The 17,431-nt window shown below is 56.6% G+C and carries 16 protein-coding genes; 7 read left to right on the top strand and 9 right to left on the bottom strand.

From position 1 onward, the window contains the following. Window positions 1–124: 124 nt before the first annotated feature. Both KB892_RS26610 and cspA read left to right on the top strand, forming a co-directional pair. Window positions 125–415, top strand: a complete 291-nt coding sequence (locus KB892_RS26610; protein WP_002921931.1) for an HTH-type transcriptional regulator — start codon at window positions 125–127, stop codon at window positions 413–415. Window positions 416–667: 252 nt separating this feature from the next. Continuing rightward, a complete protein-coding gene (gene cspA / locus KB892_RS26605) occupies window positions 668–880 on the top strand; it encodes a transcription antiterminator/RNA stability regulator CspE (RefSeq protein ID WP_000014594.1) in 213 nt (70 codons plus the stop codon). A gap of 98 nt (window positions 881–978) precedes the next feature. Here the strand turns inward: cspA and KB892_RS26600 are convergent, their stop codons facing one another. Together KB892_RS26600 and hokA are read right to left on the bottom strand one after the other, a co-directional pair. Then, window positions 979–2,598, bottom strand: coding sequence for an ATP-binding cassette domain-containing protein (locus KB892_RS26600; RefSeq protein WP_004152429.1), 1,620 nt, complete (start codon window positions 2,596–2,598; stop codon window positions 979–981). A 301-nt stretch (window positions 2,599–2,899) separates the two neighbouring features. After that, window positions 2,900–3,052 carry a type I toxin-antitoxin system toxin HokA gene (gene hokA / locus KB892_RS26595; RefSeq protein WP_002922102.1) on the bottom strand — a complete coding sequence of 51 codons (153 nt, stop codon included), beginning with the start codon at window positions 3,050–3,052 and terminating at the stop codon, window positions 2,900–2,902. A gap of 73 nt (window positions 3,053–3,125) precedes the next feature. On the opposite strand from hokA, the gene KB892_RS26590 reads away from it, so the two are divergent. Further along, complete coding sequence (locus KB892_RS26590) at window positions 3,126–4,172, top strand: IS481-like element ISKpn28 family transposase (protein WP_004173931.1); 1,047 nt, start codon at window positions 3,126–3,128, stop codon at window positions 4,170–4,172. Window positions 4,173–4,478: 306 nt separating this feature from the next. Here the strand turns inward: KB892_RS26590 and glyS are convergent, their stop codons facing one another. The 3 genes from glyS to KB892_RS26575 all read right to left on the bottom strand — a co-directional run bounded on the left by glyS (window position 4,479) and on the right by KB892_RS26575 (window position 7,896). After that, window positions 4,479–6,548 carry a glycine--tRNA ligase subunit beta gene (glyS, locus tag KB892_RS26585; protein WP_002922127.1) on the bottom strand — a complete coding sequence of 690 codons (2,070 nt, stop codon included), beginning with the start codon at window positions 6,546–6,548 and terminating at the stop codon, window positions 4,479–4,481. Window positions 6,549–6,557: 9 nt separating this feature from the next. Continuing rightward, window positions 6,558–7,469: a glycine--tRNA ligase subunit alpha gene (gene glyQ / locus KB892_RS26580; protein WP_002922128.1), complete on the bottom strand. Its 912-nt coding sequence runs from the start codon at window positions 7,467–7,469 to the stop codon at window positions 6,558–6,560. A 127-nt stretch (window positions 7,470–7,596) separates the two neighbouring features. Next, window positions 7,597–7,896: a YsaB family lipoprotein gene (locus KB892_RS26575; protein ID WP_002922129.1), complete on the bottom strand. Its 300-nt coding sequence runs from the start codon at window positions 7,894–7,896 to the stop codon at window positions 7,597–7,599. A 179-nt stretch (window positions 7,897–8,075) separates the two neighbouring features. On the opposite strand from KB892_RS26575, the gene KB892_RS26570 reads away from it, so the two are divergent. Continuing rightward, on the top strand, window positions 8,076–9,071 hold the full coding sequence (locus KB892_RS26570) for an acyltransferase (RefSeq protein ID WP_004152039.1): 996 nt from the start codon (window positions 8,076–8,078) through the stop codon (window positions 9,069–9,071). Window positions 9,072–9,097: 26 nt separating this feature from the next. Here KB892_RS26570 and yiaA read toward each other — a convergent pair whose 3' ends face one another. The 4 genes from yiaA to xylA form a co-directional block, all read right to left on the bottom strand. Continuing rightward, window positions 9,098–9,544, bottom strand: a complete 447-nt coding sequence (gene yiaA, locus KB892_RS26565; protein ID WP_004188180.1) for an inner membrane protein YiaA — start codon at window positions 9,542–9,544, stop codon at window positions 9,098–9,100. A 31-nt stretch (window positions 9,545–9,575) separates the two neighbouring features. Next, entirely contained in the window at window positions 9,576–9,947 is a 372-nt protein-coding gene (gene yiaB, locus KB892_RS26560) for an inner membrane protein YiaB (RefSeq protein ID WP_002922133.1), read from the bottom strand. 168 nt (window positions 9,948–10,115) lie between these two features. Beyond that, a complete protein-coding gene (xylB, locus tag KB892_RS26555) occupies window positions 10,116–11,570 on the bottom strand; it encodes a xylulokinase (RefSeq protein ID WP_004150156.1) in 1,455 nt (484 codons plus the stop codon). Between the two features lie 92 nt (window positions 11,571–11,662). Beyond that, on the bottom strand, window positions 11,663–12,985 hold the full coding sequence (gene xylA, locus KB892_RS26550; RefSeq protein ID WP_002922139.1) for a xylose isomerase: 1,323 nt from the start codon (window positions 12,983–12,985) through the stop codon (window positions 11,663–11,665). 494 nt (window positions 12,986–13,479) lie between these two features. Between xylA and xylF the strand changes: the two genes are divergently transcribed. From xylF to xylH, 3 genes are all read left to right on the top strand, one after another. After that, window positions 13,480–14,475 (top strand): D-xylose ABC transporter substrate-binding protein, encoded by a 996-nt coding sequence (gene xylF, locus KB892_RS26545; protein ID WP_004152040.1) that lies wholly within the window; start codon window positions 13,480–13,482, stop codon window positions 14,473–14,475. Window positions 14,476–14,539: 64 nt separating this feature from the next. Then, window positions 14,540–16,081 (top strand): xylose ABC transporter ATP-binding protein, encoded by a 1,542-nt coding sequence (locus tag KB892_RS26540; protein ID WP_002922346.1) that lies wholly within the window; start codon window positions 14,540–14,542, stop codon window positions 16,079–16,081. After that, window positions 16,059–17,240, top strand: coding sequence for a xylose ABC transporter permease XylH (gene xylH, locus KB892_RS26535; protein ID WP_002922349.1), 1,182 nt, complete (start codon window positions 16,059–16,061; stop codon window positions 17,238–17,240). Before KB892_RS26540 ends, xylH begins: the two co-directional genes overlap by 23 nt. Window positions 17,241–17,431 lie beyond the last annotated feature (191 nt).

Below are 17,431 nucleotides of genomic sequence, written 5' to 3'. Positions count from 1 at the left end.
CGGGGCAGATTCGATAGCCTGTTGGCAAATAATCACCGACGTTACCATCCCTTGCGCCATTTTCTGACTATTCTTAATGAGCTATAGAAAAATCTTTTCCGCTGTGTGATAAAAGGAGTTCTCAATGGAATATAAAGATCCCGTGTTTGAACTGCTGAGCAGCCTGGAACACATCGTTTTTAAGGATGATAATCAGAAACTTACCTCAAACCGTAAGTCCACTGTATTTAGTGAATTTGAACAGCTGCGTAAAGGCACTGGACTTAAGATTGACGACTTTGCCAACGTCATGGGCGTGAGCGTCGCCATGGTAAGAGAGTGGGAGTCGAGACGGGTCAGACCGTCTCCCACCGAGCTGAAATTGATGCGCCTGATTCAGGCCAATCCACAGCTTTCACGACAATTACTCGATTAATCTCGCGCGCAGCGGCAAAGGCCAGTAAGGGAGCTTTTGCCGCTGCACCGTAAAAAAAAGTTTGCTATCAGGTGCTGAACGTGCGTTAATGCTCGCAGGTTTGATGTACAGACCACAGAGCAGTCGAATAGAGCAGTCCTTCAAAGGTTATCCAAAGATACCCCCGTAGTGAACTTTCCCTTTATCGCTTTAAATCTGTAGTCCAGACCCCTACGCCGCAAGGCTCACTTATTTTTTTAAAGGTAATTCACTATGTCCGGTAAAATGACTGGTATCGTAAAATGGTTCAACGCTGACAAAGGCTTCGGCTTCATCACTCCTGACGATGGCTCTAAAGACGTGTTCGTACACTTCTCTGCTATCCAGAACGATGGCTACAAATCCCTGGACGAAGGTCAGAAAGTATCCTTCACCATCGAAAGCGGCGCTAAAGGCCCGGCAGCTGGCAACGTAACTTCTCTGTAAGTTCAAGCCGCTAAGAATCGAGAATCCCTGCCTGATGGCGGGGATTTTTTTTATCTGTCGCCAGTAGCCGCCAGCATAAGATGGCGGCTACCGGGCATTCAAAGCAGGGAAAAGTGCCAGCTCGTCTCCCGCCACGCCAGACTATGGGTCAGCTTCAGACCTTGTAAAAACGCCTCATCATGCGACACCACCAGCATCGCGCCGGGAAACGCCGCCAGCGCGCTTTCAATAGCCTGCGTCGATGCTAAATCGAGATGGTTGGTTGGCTCATCCAACAAAAGCAGCTGGGCAGGCTCGCGTCGCCAGAGCACGCACGCCAGCGCCGCTTTCAGGCGCTCGCCGCCGCTGAGCGCCGACAGCGGCAGAGTGACCTTATCCGCGCCCAGCTGGAGCTGCGCCAGGCGGGTGCGCAGGAGGCCCTCATCCAGTGGGGTATCTTCCAGGCTCAGGTGCGCCATTACCGACAGGGATAAATCCAGCTGCGTCAGATGTTGATCGAGGTAAGCGGCGCTCACCGAAAGCCGAACATCGCCTGACGCGGCCTGCTCCAGCCCCAACAGCGTTTTCAGCAAAGTGGTTTTGCCACAGCCGTTTGGCCCCTTTAGCGCGATGCGCATCGGACCATCGATACGCCAGTTCAGCGGCGCAGCCGGCGCATGGTCGAGCTGCAATGACTCCACCACCAGAACCTGCTTGCCGGCGGCCACTTCGCTACCCGGCAGGGTAAACATCACTGGGGTCTCTTCCTCAACCCGCTCCCGCGCCTGCTGCACGGCGGCATTCAGACTGCTGTTCTGTTCACGATGCTGACGGCGCAGCGCTCCCGGGCGCTCTTTTGCCGCGCCTTTGTACTTCACGCGCTCGAAGGAGGCGATATTTAGCGTATCAACGGTACGCAGCGTCTGAGCCGAGCGCCGCTGGGCGGCGTCATGCTCCTTTTGCATTCGCGCGCGGGTGCGCCGTCGGTCGGTCACGGCATGCTCCAGCGCCGCGCGCGCAGCCTGCTGCTCCGCCATACGCTGGCGCTGATATTCATCATAGTTGCCGCCGTAGCTGCGCAGCGCCGTCGGCGTCAGCTCAATAATCCTCGGCATCCGCGTCAGCAGCTCGCGGTCGTGGCTGGCGATCAGAGCCCCGCCCTGCCAGCTTTCCAGTTGGTGATAGAGCCACTCCCGCCCCTGGCGGTCCAGATGGTTGGTAGGCTCATCCAGCAGCAGATAATCGGCGCCCGAGACGAAGGCGCCGCACAGCAGAGCCTTCATCCGCTCGCCGCCGCTGAGTGAAAACGCGGGGCGATCGGCAGAGAACGGCGGGAGATCGGCTTCACGGAACGCTAAACTCAGGCGATCGGTGAGATCCCAGTGACCATCTAACAGATCGAAATCGTCGGCCAGCCCTTGGCCCTGTTCAAGGCGAGACAAGGCGGCAAAAACCGACGCATAGCCCAGCAGCGTAGCGAGGGTGGTCTCCGGCGTGAGCGTCGGCTGCTGCGCTACCCAGGCAACGGCGGCGGCGCGCTCAATATGGCCGCCGGCAGGAGAATCAAGGCCCGCCAGCAGACGCAGCAGACGAGTCTTGCCGACGCCGTTCCGGCCGACCAGGCCGCAAAGGGACGGTTCCAGCGAGACGCTGAGCGGACCAAACAGGGTCTGTCCCGTCGCAAACTGACAGGTGACCTGATGTAAAACAAAAGCGGGGATGTGGGCGCAATGAGCCATAAGCACTCCTGAATGAAATCAATACTCCCCTACCCGCAACGTCTGCGAGGTAAGGCGTGAAATTCATCAGTCGTGTTTGTTCATTTGTGGGGCGCGCTCCGGTGAGACGAGGGATTCGTCGGGACATAGGATAGCCACACTCCGGTATGCGTTGCAAGCCTGTTTTATTCAACGATCTTGTAAAAATAAAAAGGCCTCCTGATATCAGGAGGCAAATGATTTATTTGGTGAACAATGAAAGGGTGCATTGAGAATGCCTGACACCGCAAGCATGGTGGGGATAGATCCCCACCAGATGCTCTTACTGTTTAATATCACAGGCTAAGAATGCCACCAGCTCAATATTTCCCTGCCTGCGCTGTAATTCACATAGCGAATCACGAACCATCCAGGTCAATAATAAAATAGTGAAGCAAATCACTACTAAGCCAAACAACAGATACTTTTGCGGCATTCCACGCCTCCAGTGTGTGTAAGTTCACACAGATATTGCAATTGCCTCAGAACACTAAAGGAGGGATTGCCAGATGTTGATGCAGCATATCGGTGTCGGCTATTTTGGGTATTACCGAGCAACTGCTTATGCGATGAAACACTCTCTTATGCCCGAGATTGCGAAGTTAAGAATGAAGGCTCTGAACTTCTGGGATAAGCACGGGATCCGTGCCGCAGCTGATGCTTTTGACGTATCAACGCGAACACTCTACTGGTGGCGCCGGTTACTGCGCACCGGTGGTCCAGAAGCACTAATTCCAAGAAGCAAAGCCCCTCTGGTTCGCCGTTCAAGGCACTGGCATCCTGATGTACTCAAGGAGATCAGGCGTCTGAGAACTGAGTTACCCAATCTCGGCAAAGAGCAGATTTTTGTCAGGCTGAAACCATGGTGTGAAGCGCGGCATTTTACCTGTCCCAGCACGTCAACCATTGGAAGAATCATTGCTGGTGCTCACGATAAAATGCGGATGATCCCCGTACGCCTCAGCGCCAGGGGCAAAGCCCGGTTGATAAAAAAACGCTCAGTGAAGCCCAGAAGACCAAAACAATACCGCCCGGTAAAAACAGGCGAACTCATAGGGATGGACGCGATTGAACTCAGGATGGGGGACCTACGCCGCTATATCATTACCATGATCGACGAGCACAGCGACTATGCGCTGGCCCTGGCGGTCCCTTCACTCAACAGCGATATTACCAGCCATTTCTTCAGCAAGGCCACAAAGCTCTTTCCTGTCGCTATCAGACAAGTTGTCACTGACAACGGTAAGGAGTTCCTCGGTAACTTTGATAAAACGCTACAGGAAGCCTCGATTAAACACATCTGGACCTATCCGTACACACCGAAAATGAATGCGACCTGTGAGCGATTTAACCGGACACTTAGAGAACAATTTATTGAATTCAATGAATTGTTGCTTTTTGAGGACCTGAATTTGTTTAATCAAAGAATGGCTGAATATCTGGTGCTGTATAACAGCAAAAGGCCACATAAATCACTCGAACTGATGACGCCAGTGGACTATATTTTACGTGAGAGTAAAAATTGCAATATGTGGTGGACCCATACACAGTGTTGATTTTCAACAAGTAAGAGGCTACTCTTATGGTGTTCATGCATAGGGGAGCCTCACTTTGATTACTATCAGGTGGGGCTTTTCTCTGTCTGTCTCCCGCTGAATACCTGAGACACATAGTCTCAAGCACCCGCCGCCATTCTAGCGTAAATACCTCTCGGAATTATGTTTATATATTCCTAAAACTTTTCTTCTCGATGAATGCAAATAATGAAGATATCAATGGCAGAATTATTAACGGTTCACCTATTTATATTTCACGTATAAAAAAACCTGCCCTGAGGCAGGTCTTTATTATTACCGATACGCTTACTGCAGCAGAGAAATATCCGCCACCTGCAGGAACAGTTCACGCAGTTTGGACAGCAGCGTCAGACGGTTGATGCGAACATCTTTGTCTTCAGCGTTAACCATCACGTTCTCGAAGAACTCATCCACCGGCTCGCGCAGCGCGGCCAGCTCGATCAGCGCATCCTGATAACGGCCTGCGGCGAAATACGGCTGCAGCTTGTCGCGCAGCACCACCAGATTACCCGCCAGCTTAATTTCCGCCGCTTCTTTCAGCACCGAAGCGTGAACGATGTCGTTCAGCGTCTCATCGGATTTCGCGAGGATGTTAGAGACACGTTTGTTTGCCGCCGCCAGCGCGGAGGACTCTTCCAGAGTACGGAAGTGCGATACCGCCTTCATACGCGCATCGAAATCCGCCGGGCGGGTTGGACGACGCGCCAGTACCGCCTGGATCGTGTCGACGCCGTAGCCTTCGTCCTGATACCAGGCACGGAAGCGGCCCAGCATAAAGTCGATCACATCATCAACCACGTTGGCGTTGGTCAGCTTCTCACCGTACAGACGAACCGCTTCTTCGGTCAGCGTCTGCAGATCGAGATCCAGGTTCTTCTCAACGATGATACGCAGCACGCCCAGCGCGGCGCGACGCAGCGCAAACGGGTCTTTATCGCCTTTCGGATGCTGACCGATACCAAAGATACCCGCCAGGGTGTCCATCTTATCGGCAATCGCTACCGCGCAGGCCACCGGATTAGACGGCAGCGCGTCGCCAGCAAATCGCGGCTGATACTGCTCGTTCAGCGCCACGGCCACGTCTTCCGCTTCGCCGTCATGGCGCGCGTAGTGCATCCCCATCACGCCCTGGGTGTCGGTGAACTCGAAGACCATGTTGGTCATCAGGTCGCACTTGGACAGCAGGCCCGCGCGGGTTGCGTGGTTCACGTCAGCGCCAATCTGTTCGGCAATCCAGCCCGCCAGCGCCTGGATGCGATCGGTCTTGTCGCGCAGGGTGCCCAGCTGCTGCTGGAACAGCACGGTTTCCAGACGCGGCAGGTTATCTTCCAGACGTTTTTTACGGTCGGTATTGAAGAAGAACTCGGCATCGGCCAGACGCGGACGGACCACCTTCTCGTTACCGGAGATGATCTGCTGCGGATCTTTGGACTCGATGTTGGCCACGAAGATAAAGTTCGGCAGCAGTTTGCCGGCGTTGTCGTAGACCGGGAAGTACTTCTGGTCGCCCTTCATGGTGTAAACCAGCGCTTCAGACGGCACCGCGAGGAATTTTTCTTCGAACTTCGCCGTCAGCACCACCGGCCATTCCACCAGCGAGGTGACCTCTTCCAGCAGGCTTTCGCTCAGATCGGCTTGACCGCCGATCTTACGCGCCGCCTCTTGCGCATCAGCTTTGATTTTGGCTTTACGCTGTTCGTAATCGGCGATGACTTTACCGCGCTCCAGCAGGATCTGCGGGTACTGGTCGGCATGGTCGATGGTGAACTCCGGCTCGCCCATAAAGCGATGGCCGCGAATCACGCGATCGGACGGAATACCGAGGATAGTGGCCGGGATCACTTTGTCACCCAGCAGCAAAGTCACCGTGTGTACCGGACGCACGAAGTGGACGTCAGACGCGCCCCAGCGCATCAGTTTCGGGATCGGTAGCTTCGCCAGCGAGCTGGCAATCATGTTCGGCAGCAGCGCTTCGGTGCTTTCGCCCTTCACATGGGCGCGATACAGCAACCACTCGCCTTTGTCCGTGGTCAGACGTTCGGCCTGATCGACGGTGATACCGCAGCCGCGCGCCCAGCCTTCGGCCGCTTTGCTTGGCTTGCCTTCGGCATCGAACGCCTGGGCAATAGCCGGGCCGCGTTTTTCCACTTCGCGATCGGCTTGCGCCGCCGCCAGGTTGGCCACCTTCAGCGCCAGACGACGCGGGGCGGCAAACCATTCCACTTTACCGTGCGCAAGGCCAGCGTTATCCAGCTCCGCGGTCACATTCGCAGCAAAAGATTCCGCCAGGCTGCGCAGCGCTTTTGGTGGCAGCTCTTCAGTGCCGATTTCCACCAGAAAAGTATTCTCAGACATGGCCGCCTCTTATTTATTCTTGTTGCACATCGGGAAGCCGAGCGCTTCACGGGAAGCGTAGTACGCTTCCGCCACTGCTTTAGTCAGGGTGCGAATGCGCAGGATATAGCGCTGACGCTCGGTGACGGAGATGGCTTTACGCGCATCCAGCAGGTTGAAGCTGTGAGCCGCTTTCAGAATACGCTCGTAGGCCGGCAGCGGCAGCGGGGTCTCCAGCGCCAGCAGCTGCTGGGCCTCTTTCTCATACTGTTCGAAGCAGGTGAACAGGAAGTCGACGTCGGCATATTCGAAGTTATAGGTGGACTGCTCCACTTCGTTCTGGTGGAACACGTCGCCGTAGGTGGTTTTCCCCAACGGGCCATCGCTCCAGACCAGGTCATAGACGCTGTCCACACCCTGGATGTACATCGCCAGACGCTCCAGACCGTAGGTGATCTCGCCGGTCACCGGCTTACACTCGAGGCCGCCGACCTGCTGGAAGTAGGTGAACTGCGTCACTTCCATGCCGTTGAGCCACACTTCCCAGCCCAGACCCCAGGCGCCCAGCGTCGGGTTTTCCCAGTTGTCTTCGACAAAGCGAATGTCGTGGATAGTCGGGTCCATACCCAGCTCTTTCAGCGACCCGAGGTACAGCTCCTGGATGTTGTCCGGAGAGGGTTTAATCACCACCTGGAACTGATAGTAGTGCTGTAAACGGTTCGGGTTTTCGCCATAGCGGCCATCGGTTGGACGACGGGAAGGCTGCACGTAGGCGGTCGCCATCGGCTCCGGTCCTAACGCGCGCAGGCAGGTCATCGGGTGAGAGGTGCCGGCGCCGACTTCCATGTCCAGTGGTTGAACAATGGTGCAGCCCTGACGAGCCCAGTAATCCTGTAAGGTCAGGATCAGGCCCTGGAAGGTCCTGGTATCAAACTTTTGCATATGATTTCGTGCTGGATACGTGTGGATTTAAAGGAAGGAGTCAGTATACCCGCTGGCTGCGAGATATACAGTACGAAACGGCGTTGTTTCAGGAAAACGGACGAAATTTACGCCAGGCGGGGTCGATTCAGCGCATCGAAAGATGCATAAACTGGCCGTCCGGGTCAAAGGAACAGATGAAACGCTCATTCTTGCCGGTACGGCCAGAAAGCTCATAGCTCGCCTGGAATTGTTCAAAGTGGTTCACGTCAACGAGCTGCGTTTGCGTGTTATAGCGGATAGCCGCCTGATCCTTGCAAAGCTGCGCCATATTGAGCGTGGTTTGCGGCGTAATACGAGCGCGCTGCGCTTTTTGCGTCGGCGGGGAGACGGTCTCGCTGCAGCCCGCGAGGAGCAGCACCAGCATGACGGAAACAACACCTTTCACCACGTTCTCCTCCACCGCCTTGTTAGCAAGTTGTTATCTTAAAGATTCAGTATTACAGGTATTTTGCGAATATCATGAAACTGCGACAAGTCTGTGACCGAAAACTCAGACTAATCTATTGCGACACCGGGAAACCGGGCAGGTCATATCTTATTTCGCCAGCAGACATTGAGGGACTGATGCAAGAAAAGATACACTGGATCACCAACCTGCGCGGCATCGCCTGCATGATGGTGGTGATGATCCACAGCACCAGCTGGTATATCACTCACCCCCATGCGATTACCCTGCTGCAATGGGATATCGCCAATCTGCTCAATTCCGCCTCCCGCGTCAGCGTGCCGCTGTTTTTTATGATCTCGGGCTACCTCTTTTTTGGGGAACGCAGCGCCCAGCCGCGCCATTTCTGGCGGATTGGCCTGTGCATTGCGTTCTATAGCGCGCTATCTCTGCTGTATATCACGCTGTTTACCCATATCAACGTCGAGCTGTCGTTAAAGAATTTGCTGCAGAAGCCTGTCTTCTACCACCTGTGGTTTTTCTTTGCTATCGCCGTCATCTACCTGCTCTCGCCGCTGATTCAGGTTAAGTCCACCAGTAGCACAATGCTGCTGGCGCTGATGGCGATCCTCGGCATTCTGGCCAACCCCAATATGGTCAGCGTTAAAGCCGTCGGGATTGAGTGGCTGCCAGTCAACCTCTATATCAACGGCGACACCTTCTACTACGTGCTCTACGGCGTGCTGGGCAGAGCCATTGGCACCCTGGACACCGATAAAAAATGGCTAACACCGCTCTGCGCCGCGCTGTTCATCGCCGCCGTGTGGGTCATTTCCCGCGGCACGCTGCATGAGCTGCGCTGGCGCGGAGACTTCGGCGACACCTGGTATCTCTACTGCGGACCGGCGGTGTTTGTTTGCGCGGTCACCCTGCTGACGCTGGCCAAAAACTGGCTTAACGCGCGTCCCCTGCCCGGTATCGCCTGCATTGCGCGACATTCGCTGGGGATCTACGGCTTTCATGCCCTGATAGTGCATGCGCTGCGCGCCAGCCATCTGGAGCTATCCCGCTGGCCGCTGCTGGATATTGTGTGGATATTTAGCGCCGCCCTGCTCGGCAGCCTGCTGCTGTCAGGCCTGGTGCAGCGGATTGATAGCCGCCGGCTGGTCAGCTAACGGTCCGCCGCCCGGAGGGGCCCGACTTACGTCTCAGGCCCCTCTTCCGTCACGCTGAGAGGTTCCCGTAAGCGCGTCGGGTCCCAGACATCACGCACGTTTTTCTGTACCGCAACAGCGCCAAACAGGCTCAAAAAATACGCCAGCCCATAGAACCCTTTCTCGCTGAGCAGCAGAGTGGCATTCCACAGTCCGATAACCAGCAGACCTACAGCGATAACGAAGACCACCAGACAGGTGGTGTAGTACAGCGCGGTGGTCGGAATGGCTTCATACTTATCGCGCACCGTCTTTTGATAAGATGCCGCGGCAAACAGCCCCAGTACCAGGACGGCAAAATAATAGCCTTTCTCATTCAACTGCATATCGGCATTCCACAGCCCCACCAGATAGGTGACGATGCCGCCGATCAGGGCAATCCAGGAGATCAAATGAAACGCAGGAGAATACGTCGCGTGCTTGTTTTCCATCATTTTTTACCTTTTACGCGCCTCGGGGCGGCGCTTATTCCGTTTTTTGCATCGCGCGGGCGATGCGGGTCCGTTCGGGGGTTGCCGATGCGCCATATAAGCAGACAAACCATGCCGCGATATAGACGGCTTTTTCATGCCAGTCTGCCGGTACATACCAGGCGCCGACCAGCAGCAGGCCGACCGATAGCAGCAGCACCAGCCGGCATAAGGCAATAAAACCGTCGTCCTGTTCCTGCCACTGACTGGCGCGCTGATGGGCGAGAACAGCAAACATCCCCATCACCAGCACGCCGAGAAAATACCCTTTGCCGCTGAACAGCGGGCAGGTCCGCCAGATACCGAGCAGATAAACCAGCGATCCTGTCGCCATCATCCCCCTGGCAATATTGCGTTTTGTGATCATCTCACCTCCCTGGTCGACAGGGGCTGATTATGACCGACTCCCTCGGCGATGCCTCAGATTACGTACGACAAAGCGGAGATTTCGGAATAAATAAATACGCATTTATGGATGGATGTAGCCGGGACATTCAGGAAGGGAATCCGCCCGGCGCTGCCGGACGGACTGAGGCTAAGACATCAGCGGTTTCAGTTGCTGATAAATCTGGCGGAAGGTTTCCCGCTGCGGCGCATAGTGGGCCACACGGCGATCGTCCGGGCGATGGGCTTGTTCAAGCGGCAGCGGCTTCAGCAGCCCGGGGCGGTCTGCCTCGTCGTGAACCGCCAGCTGCGCCAGCCTGGCCGCCCCCAGCGCCGGGCCGACATCGCCCCCGGTACGGTAATCGAGCTGCAGGCCGCTGATATCCGCCAGCATTTGCCGCCAGTAAGCGCTGCGCGCCCCGCCGCCGATAAGCGTGATGCTCTGCGGCTTGATGCCGCAGGCGTGCACCACGTCCATACCATCCGCCAGCGCATAGCCCACCCCCTCCAGCACCGCCCGCGCCAGCTCTGCCGGCCCATGCTGATGCGTCAGGCCAAAAAAGACGCCCTTAGCCTGCGGGTTGTTGTGCGGCGTGCGTTCGCCAGACAGATAGGGCAGGAACCACACCGGACCGGCGCTTTCATCCGCCGTCTGCGCCGCCGCGATCAGCGCCGGCACGCTGGCGAGACCGGTTAATTTTGCCGCCCAGTCCAGACAGGAGGCCGCGCTGAGCATCACCGACATCAAATGCCAGCGGCCCGGCAGGGCATGGCAGAAGCTGTGCACCGCGCTTTCGGGTTTGCTAAGAAACCCTTCACTGACGGCGAAGTAGACGCCTGACGTACCCAGCGACAGCATCGCCTGACCGGCATCGGCCATGCCGACCCCGACCGCGCCCGCGGCGTTGTCGCCCCCGCCGCCCACCACCAGCGCCGGCGGCATATTCCACGCCTGCGCCACCTCAGGTCGCAGTTGCCCGGTGACGTCGCTGCCTTCGAACAGCGCCGGCATCGCATCCCGACTGAGATCGCAGGCGGCGAGCATCTCGTCGCTCCAGTCGCGCCGGGCGACGTCCAGCCACATCGTGCCGGCGGCGTCAGACATATCGCTGGCGAGCTCGCCGGTCATGCGCAGGCGCAGATAATCCTTGGGCAGCAGCACTTTATCGACCTGGCTGAACACTGCCGCCTCGTGGCGCTGTACCCATAAGAGCTTCGGCGCCGTAAAGCCCGGCATCATCAGGTTGCCGGTGATCTGCCGGGAAGCGCTGACTTTGTCTTCCAGCAGCTGGCACTCTTCGGCGCAGCGGCCGTCATTCCATAAAATGGCCGGACGCAACACCTGTAACGATTTATCCAGTAGGGTGGCGCCGTGCATCTGCCCGGCAATGCCCAGCGCCTTCACGTCGCGCAGGCTATGCTGCGCGCCCAGGGCTTTCATCGCCGTGTCCGTCGCCAGCCACCACTGTTCGGGATCTTGCTCCGACCACAGCGGATGCGGACGCGAGACGGTGAGTTTTTCGGTATGCGATGCCACTACCTCACCCTGCTCATTGAGCAGAATGGCTTTGACGCCCGACGTCCCCAGATCGATGCCGATATACATACTCCCTCTCCTTAAACGCGCGCCACGGCTGAGCGTGGCGCGAACAGAGCATCCTGGTTGCGGCGCCGGTCACCCCGGGCGCCGCCGTATGATTACTTGTCAAACAGATAATGGTTGACCAGGTTTTCCAGTTGTTCCTGCTGGCCGCTGCGATGCTGCGGCGCCAGCTGATGCTGAGCGGCATACTGGGCAATATCGCTCAGGGTCATCTGCCCGTTAAGGATCTGCTGCCCCAGCTCACCGTTCCAGCCGGCGTAGCGTCTGGCCACGCGCTTATCCAGTTCGCCGTCCTCAATCATCCGCGCCGCGACCTTCAGCGATAGCGCCATGGTATCCATCGCGCCAATATGACCATAGAACAGATCGTATTTGTCGGTGCTCTGCCGGCGCACTTTCGCATCAAAGTTGAGCCCGCCGGTGGTGAAGCCGCCCGCTTTGAGGATTTCATACATCACCAGCGCGTTCTCTTCGACGCTGTTCGGGAACTGGTCGGTATCCCAGCCCAGCTGCGGATCGCCGCGGTTGGCGTCAACGGAGCCGAACAGCCCCAGCGCAATGGCCGTCGCAATTTCATGATGGAACGAATGGCCGGCGAGCGTGGCATGGTTAGCTTCAATATTCAGTTTAATCTCTTTTTCCAGACCAAACTGTTTGAGGAAGCCGTAAACGGTAGAGGCATCATAGTCATACTGATGCTTGGTCGGCTCCTGCGGTTTGGGCTCAATCAGCAGCGTGCCTTTAAAGCCGATTTTATGCTTATGCTCCACCACCAGCTGCATAAAGCGGCCAATCTGCTCACGCTCCTGGCGCAGGTCGGTATTCAGCAGGGTTTCATAGCCCTCGCGACCGCCCCACAGCACATAGTTTTCACCGCCCAGTTGATGGGTGGCATTCATGGCGGTGACCACCTGGGTGGCCGCCCAGCTAAATACTTCCGGATCCGGGTTGGTGGCCGCGCCGGCGCCGTAGCGCGGGTTGGTAAAGCAGTTTGCGGTCCCCCACAGAAGCTTCACGCCGCTCTGCTGCTGTTTCTCAGCCAGCACCTCGACCATCCGGGCGAAGTTATTGCTGTACTCCTTGAGCGAAGCGCCTTCCGGCGAGACGTCAACGTCGTGGAAGCAGTAGTAAGGCACGTTGAGTTTATGGAAGAATTCGAACGCCACATCGGCTTTGCGTTTGGCCATCTCCAGGGCGTCGCCAGGCTGCTGCCAGGGACGATCAAAGGAGCCCACGCCAAACATATCGGCGCCATTCCAGCAGAAGGTGTGCCAGTAACAGGCCGCAAAACGCAGATGATCTTCCATCCGTTTGCCCAGCACCAGTTCATCCGGGTTGTAATGACGGAAAGCCAGCGGGTTAGTGGATTTCGGGCCTTCGTAACGAACGCGATCGAGTTGATCGAAATAGGTCTGCATAGAGAACTCCATATTCAGAGATGCGGCGAATAACCAATCAGATACCCTAAATAATTCGAGTTGCAGGAAGGCGGCAGGAGCGCGAGTCCCCGGTAACCGGGGGCGGAGCAACGAATGTCACCAACCCACCTACAACTTGAAGTATGACGGGTTTAAGCCAATATAGAATTTCGCTTTCATTTTCCTCAATTACGTTATTTCACACCGCCATTGAGAGAATCCACAAACGTGCGCCAGCTCGCAAAAATAATATCCAGTCACCGTTGCGCCGCTTTGTCAGAGACAGTCCAGTGCAATAATAAGAGCGTGCATGAATAAAATACGATCGCCGTCATAATTTGCACATTAAACGAAATTTCATAACGGCAAAATAAGAACCGGTAATTGCCAGCCCTGCTTTCCGCGTTAAGAATCTGTAACGTATCCGCAACCTCATGTATCAAACATTATTTTCCGTTCGGCTTACCTACCCTTACAAAAAAGGTATCGTTATTATGAAGATAAAGAACCTTTGCCTTACGCTTTGCGCCAGCTCCCTCCTGCTCGCCAGCATGGCGGGGATGGCGAAAGAAGTGAAGATTGGCATGGCCATCGACGATCTGCGTCTGGAGCGCTGGCAGAAAGACCGTGATATTTTCGTCAATAAAGCGGAATCCTTAGGCGCCAAAGTTTTTGTCCAGTCCGCTAATGGCAATGAAGAAACGCAGATGTCGCAAATTGAAAACATGATCAACCGCGGCGTCGATGTGTTAGTCATTATTCCTTATAACGGCCAGGTACTCAGTAACGTTATTAAAGAAGCCAAGCAGGAAGGTATTAAAGTCCTGGCCTATGACCGTATGATTAATAATGCCGACATTGATTTCTATATATCTTTCGATAATGAAAAAGTTGGTGAAATGCAGGCGCAAAGTCTGGTCGACAAAGTGCCGCAGGGTAATTATTTCCTGATGGGCGGTTCGCCGGTGGATAATAACGCTAAACTGTTCCGCGCCGGACAGATGAAGGTTCTCAAGCCGTATGTCGATGATGGCAAAATTAAGATTGTCGGCGATCAGTGGGTTGACGGCTGGCTGCCGGAGAACGCGCTGAAAATAATGGAAAACGCGCTAACGGCGAATAATAACAAGATCGATGCCGTGGTCGCCTCCAATGACGCCACCGCCGGCGGCGCCATCCAGGCCTTAACCGCCCAGGGGCTGGCCGGCAAAGTGGCGATCTCCGGTCAGGATGCCGACCTGGCGGGCGTGAAGCGCATTATTTCCGGTACCCAGACGATGACCGTCTATAAACCGATTACCACCCTGGCCACCAACGCCGCTGAAATCGCCGTTGAGCTGGGTAACGATAAGCAGCCGAAGGCCGATACCACGCTGAATAACGGCTTAAAAGACGTCCCTTCGCGCCTGTTAACGCCAATTGAGGTAAATAAAGAGAATATCGACGCCACGGTGATTAAAGACGGTTTCCATAAAAAGAGTGAACTGTAATGGCTGACGCCCCGCTGCGGGGCGTCATTTTCATCCCGCCGGATATCACTGTTGCGGAGTCTTTATGACCTGGCTACTCGAAATGAAGAACATCACCAAAACCTTCGGCGCTGTTAAAGCCGTGGATAACGTCAGCCTGCGCCTGAACGCAGGCGAGGTGGTCTCGTTATGCGGTGAAAATGGGTCGGGGAAATCGACGCTGATGAAGGTGCTGTGCGGTATCTATCCGCACGGAAGCTATGAGGGCGAGATTATTTTTGCCGGCGAAACGCTGCAGGCAAACCATATTCGCGATACCGAACGCAAAGGCATCGCCATTATTCATCAGGAGCTGGCGCTGGTGAAACATCTCACCGTGCTGGAGAATATTTTCCTCGGCGCCGAGATATCCCGCCATGGTCTGCTGGATTATGAAACCATGACGCTGCGCTGTCAGAAGCTGTTGGCGCAGGTCAATCTGCCCATTTCCCCCGATACCCGCGTCGGCGACCTCGGCCTTGGTCAGCAGCAGTTGGTGGAGATCGCCAAGGCGCTGAATAAACAGGTTCGCCTGCTGATCCTCGACGAACCGACCGCCTCCTTAACCGAACAAGAAACCGCGACGCTGCTGGCGATCGTTCGCGATCTGCAAAACCACGATATCGCCTGCATCTATATCTCGCATAAGCTCAATGAGGTCAAAGCGATCTCCGATACGATCTGCGTGATCCGCGACGGCCAGCACATCGGCACCCGCGATGCCAGCGGCATGAGCGAAGACGATATCATCACCATGATGGTCGGCCGCGAGCTCACCGCGCTCTATCCCAGCGAGCCGCACGCCCACGGCGAGGAGATCCTGCGGGTTGAACATTTAACCGCCTGGCACCCGGTAAACCGCCATATTAAACGGGTCAATGACGTCTCATTTTCCCTGCGTCGCGGAGAAATCCTCGGCATCGCCGGGCTGGTCGGCGCCGGACGTACCGAGGCGGTACAGTGCCTGTTCGGCGTCTGGCCGGGGCGCTGGCAAGGGGAGATCTTTATTGATGGCCAGCCGGTGAGCATCTCTAACTGCCAGCAGGCCATTGCCCACGGCATCGCCATGGTGCCGGAAGACCGCAAAAAAGACGGCATCGTGCCGGTGATGGCGGTGGGCAAAAACATTACCCTCGCGGCGCTCAACCAGTTCACCGGCGCAATGAGTAGCCTGGACGACGCCGCCGAGCAGCACTGCATTCAGCAGTCCATTCAGCGTTTGAAAATTAAAACCTCCTCGCCGGAGTTGGCGATTGGCCGTCTGAGCGGCGGCAACCAGCAAAAGGCGATTCTGGCGCGCTGTCTGCTGCTCAATCCGCGCATTCTGATCCTCGACGAACCCACCCGTGGCATCGATATCGGGGCGAAGTATGAAATTTATAAACTGATTAACCAGCTGGTGCAGCAGGGCATCGCGGTCATTGTCATTTCATCCGAACTGCCCGAGGTGCTCGGTCTCAGCGATCGGGTGCTGGTCATGCACGAAGGCAGACTAAAAGCCAATTTGGTTAATCAACATCTGACCCAGGAACAGGTGATGGAAGCCGCGCTGAGGAGCGAACGCCATGTCGAAGAACACGTCGTCTGAAATCAAACTCACCCCAACCGCCCCCGCGGCCCTGCCGGCGCTAAAAGGGCTGAATCTCCAGGTCTTCGTGATGATCGCCGCCATCGTCGTCATTATGCTGTTTTTCACCTGGGTTACCGATGGCGCCTACCTGAGCGCACGCAATATCTCCAACCTGCTGCGGCAGACGGCCATCACCGGCATCCTCGCCGTCGGCATGGTGTTTGTGATTATTTCGGCAGAAATCGACTTGTCCGTTGGCTCGATGATGGGGCTGCTGGGCGGCGCTGCGGCGATCTTTGACGTCTGGCTCGGCTGGCCGCTGCCGCTCACCATTCTGGTGACGCTGGTGATGGGCCTGCTGCTCGGCGCGTGGAACGGATGGTGGGTAGCCTATCGCAAGGTGCCCTCGTTTATCGTCACCCTTGCCGGGATGCTGGCGTTTCGCGGCATTCTGATCGGCATCACCAACGGGACCACCGTCTCGCCCACCAGTCCGGCGATGTCGCAGATCGGCCAAAGCTACCTGCCAGACGGCATCGGCTTCGGCATCGGCGTTGTCGGCATGGCGGTGTTTATCGTCTGGCAGTGGCGCGGGCGGATGCGCCGGCAGGCGTTAGGTCTGGCGACCTCGTCCTCCACCGCCGCCGTCGGCCGCCAGGCCATTACCGCGGTGATTGTGCTGGGCGCAATCTGGCTGCTCAATGACTATCGCGGCGTACCGACCCCGGTGCTGATCCTCGCCGCCCTGCTGCTGGCGGGCCTGTTTATGGCCACCCGCACCGCCTTTGGTCGCCGCATCTACGCCATCGGCGGCAACCTGGAGGCGGCCCGTCTGTCCGGGATTAACGTCGAGCGTACCAAGCTGGCGGTGTTTGCCATTAACGGCCTGATGGTCGCCATTGCCGGGCTAATCCTCAGCTCACGGCTCGGCGCGGGGTCGCCTTCGGCGGGCAATATCGCCGAACTGGACGCCATCGCCGCCTGCGTCATCGGCGGCACCAGCCTGGCGGGCGGCATCGGCAGCGTCGCCGGGGCGGTAATGGGGGCGTTTATTATGTCGGCCCTGGATAACGGCATGAGCATGATGGACGTCGCCACCTTCTGGCAATATATCGTTAAAGGCGCCATTTTGCTGCTGGCGGTGTGGATGGACTCTGCCACCAAGCGGCGCGCATAAGGAGAGACTCTCTGAAGAATGTCTGAATTCTTTGCGCTACCGCCAAACTTCGCCATAAGGCGCTTGAAATATCTCGGGCATTAGCCGGTAGTGTATACCCAACATCATTCGGGTTGCAGACGGCGCCCCCGGCCGCGTACCGGCGTACGTGGCCGGGATGAGTGGTAAGTCAGGCCATCGGCAACATCTTG

This window comes from Klebsiella sp. P1927, from assembly GCF_018204675.1.
GTDB classification, from domain to species: Bacteria; Pseudomonadota; Gammaproteobacteria; order Enterobacterales; family Enterobacteriaceae; genus Klebsiella; species Klebsiella pneumoniae.
The sequence above is the reverse complement of the archived record's forward strand: the minus strand, read 5'-3'. Positions and strand labels throughout refer to the sequence as shown.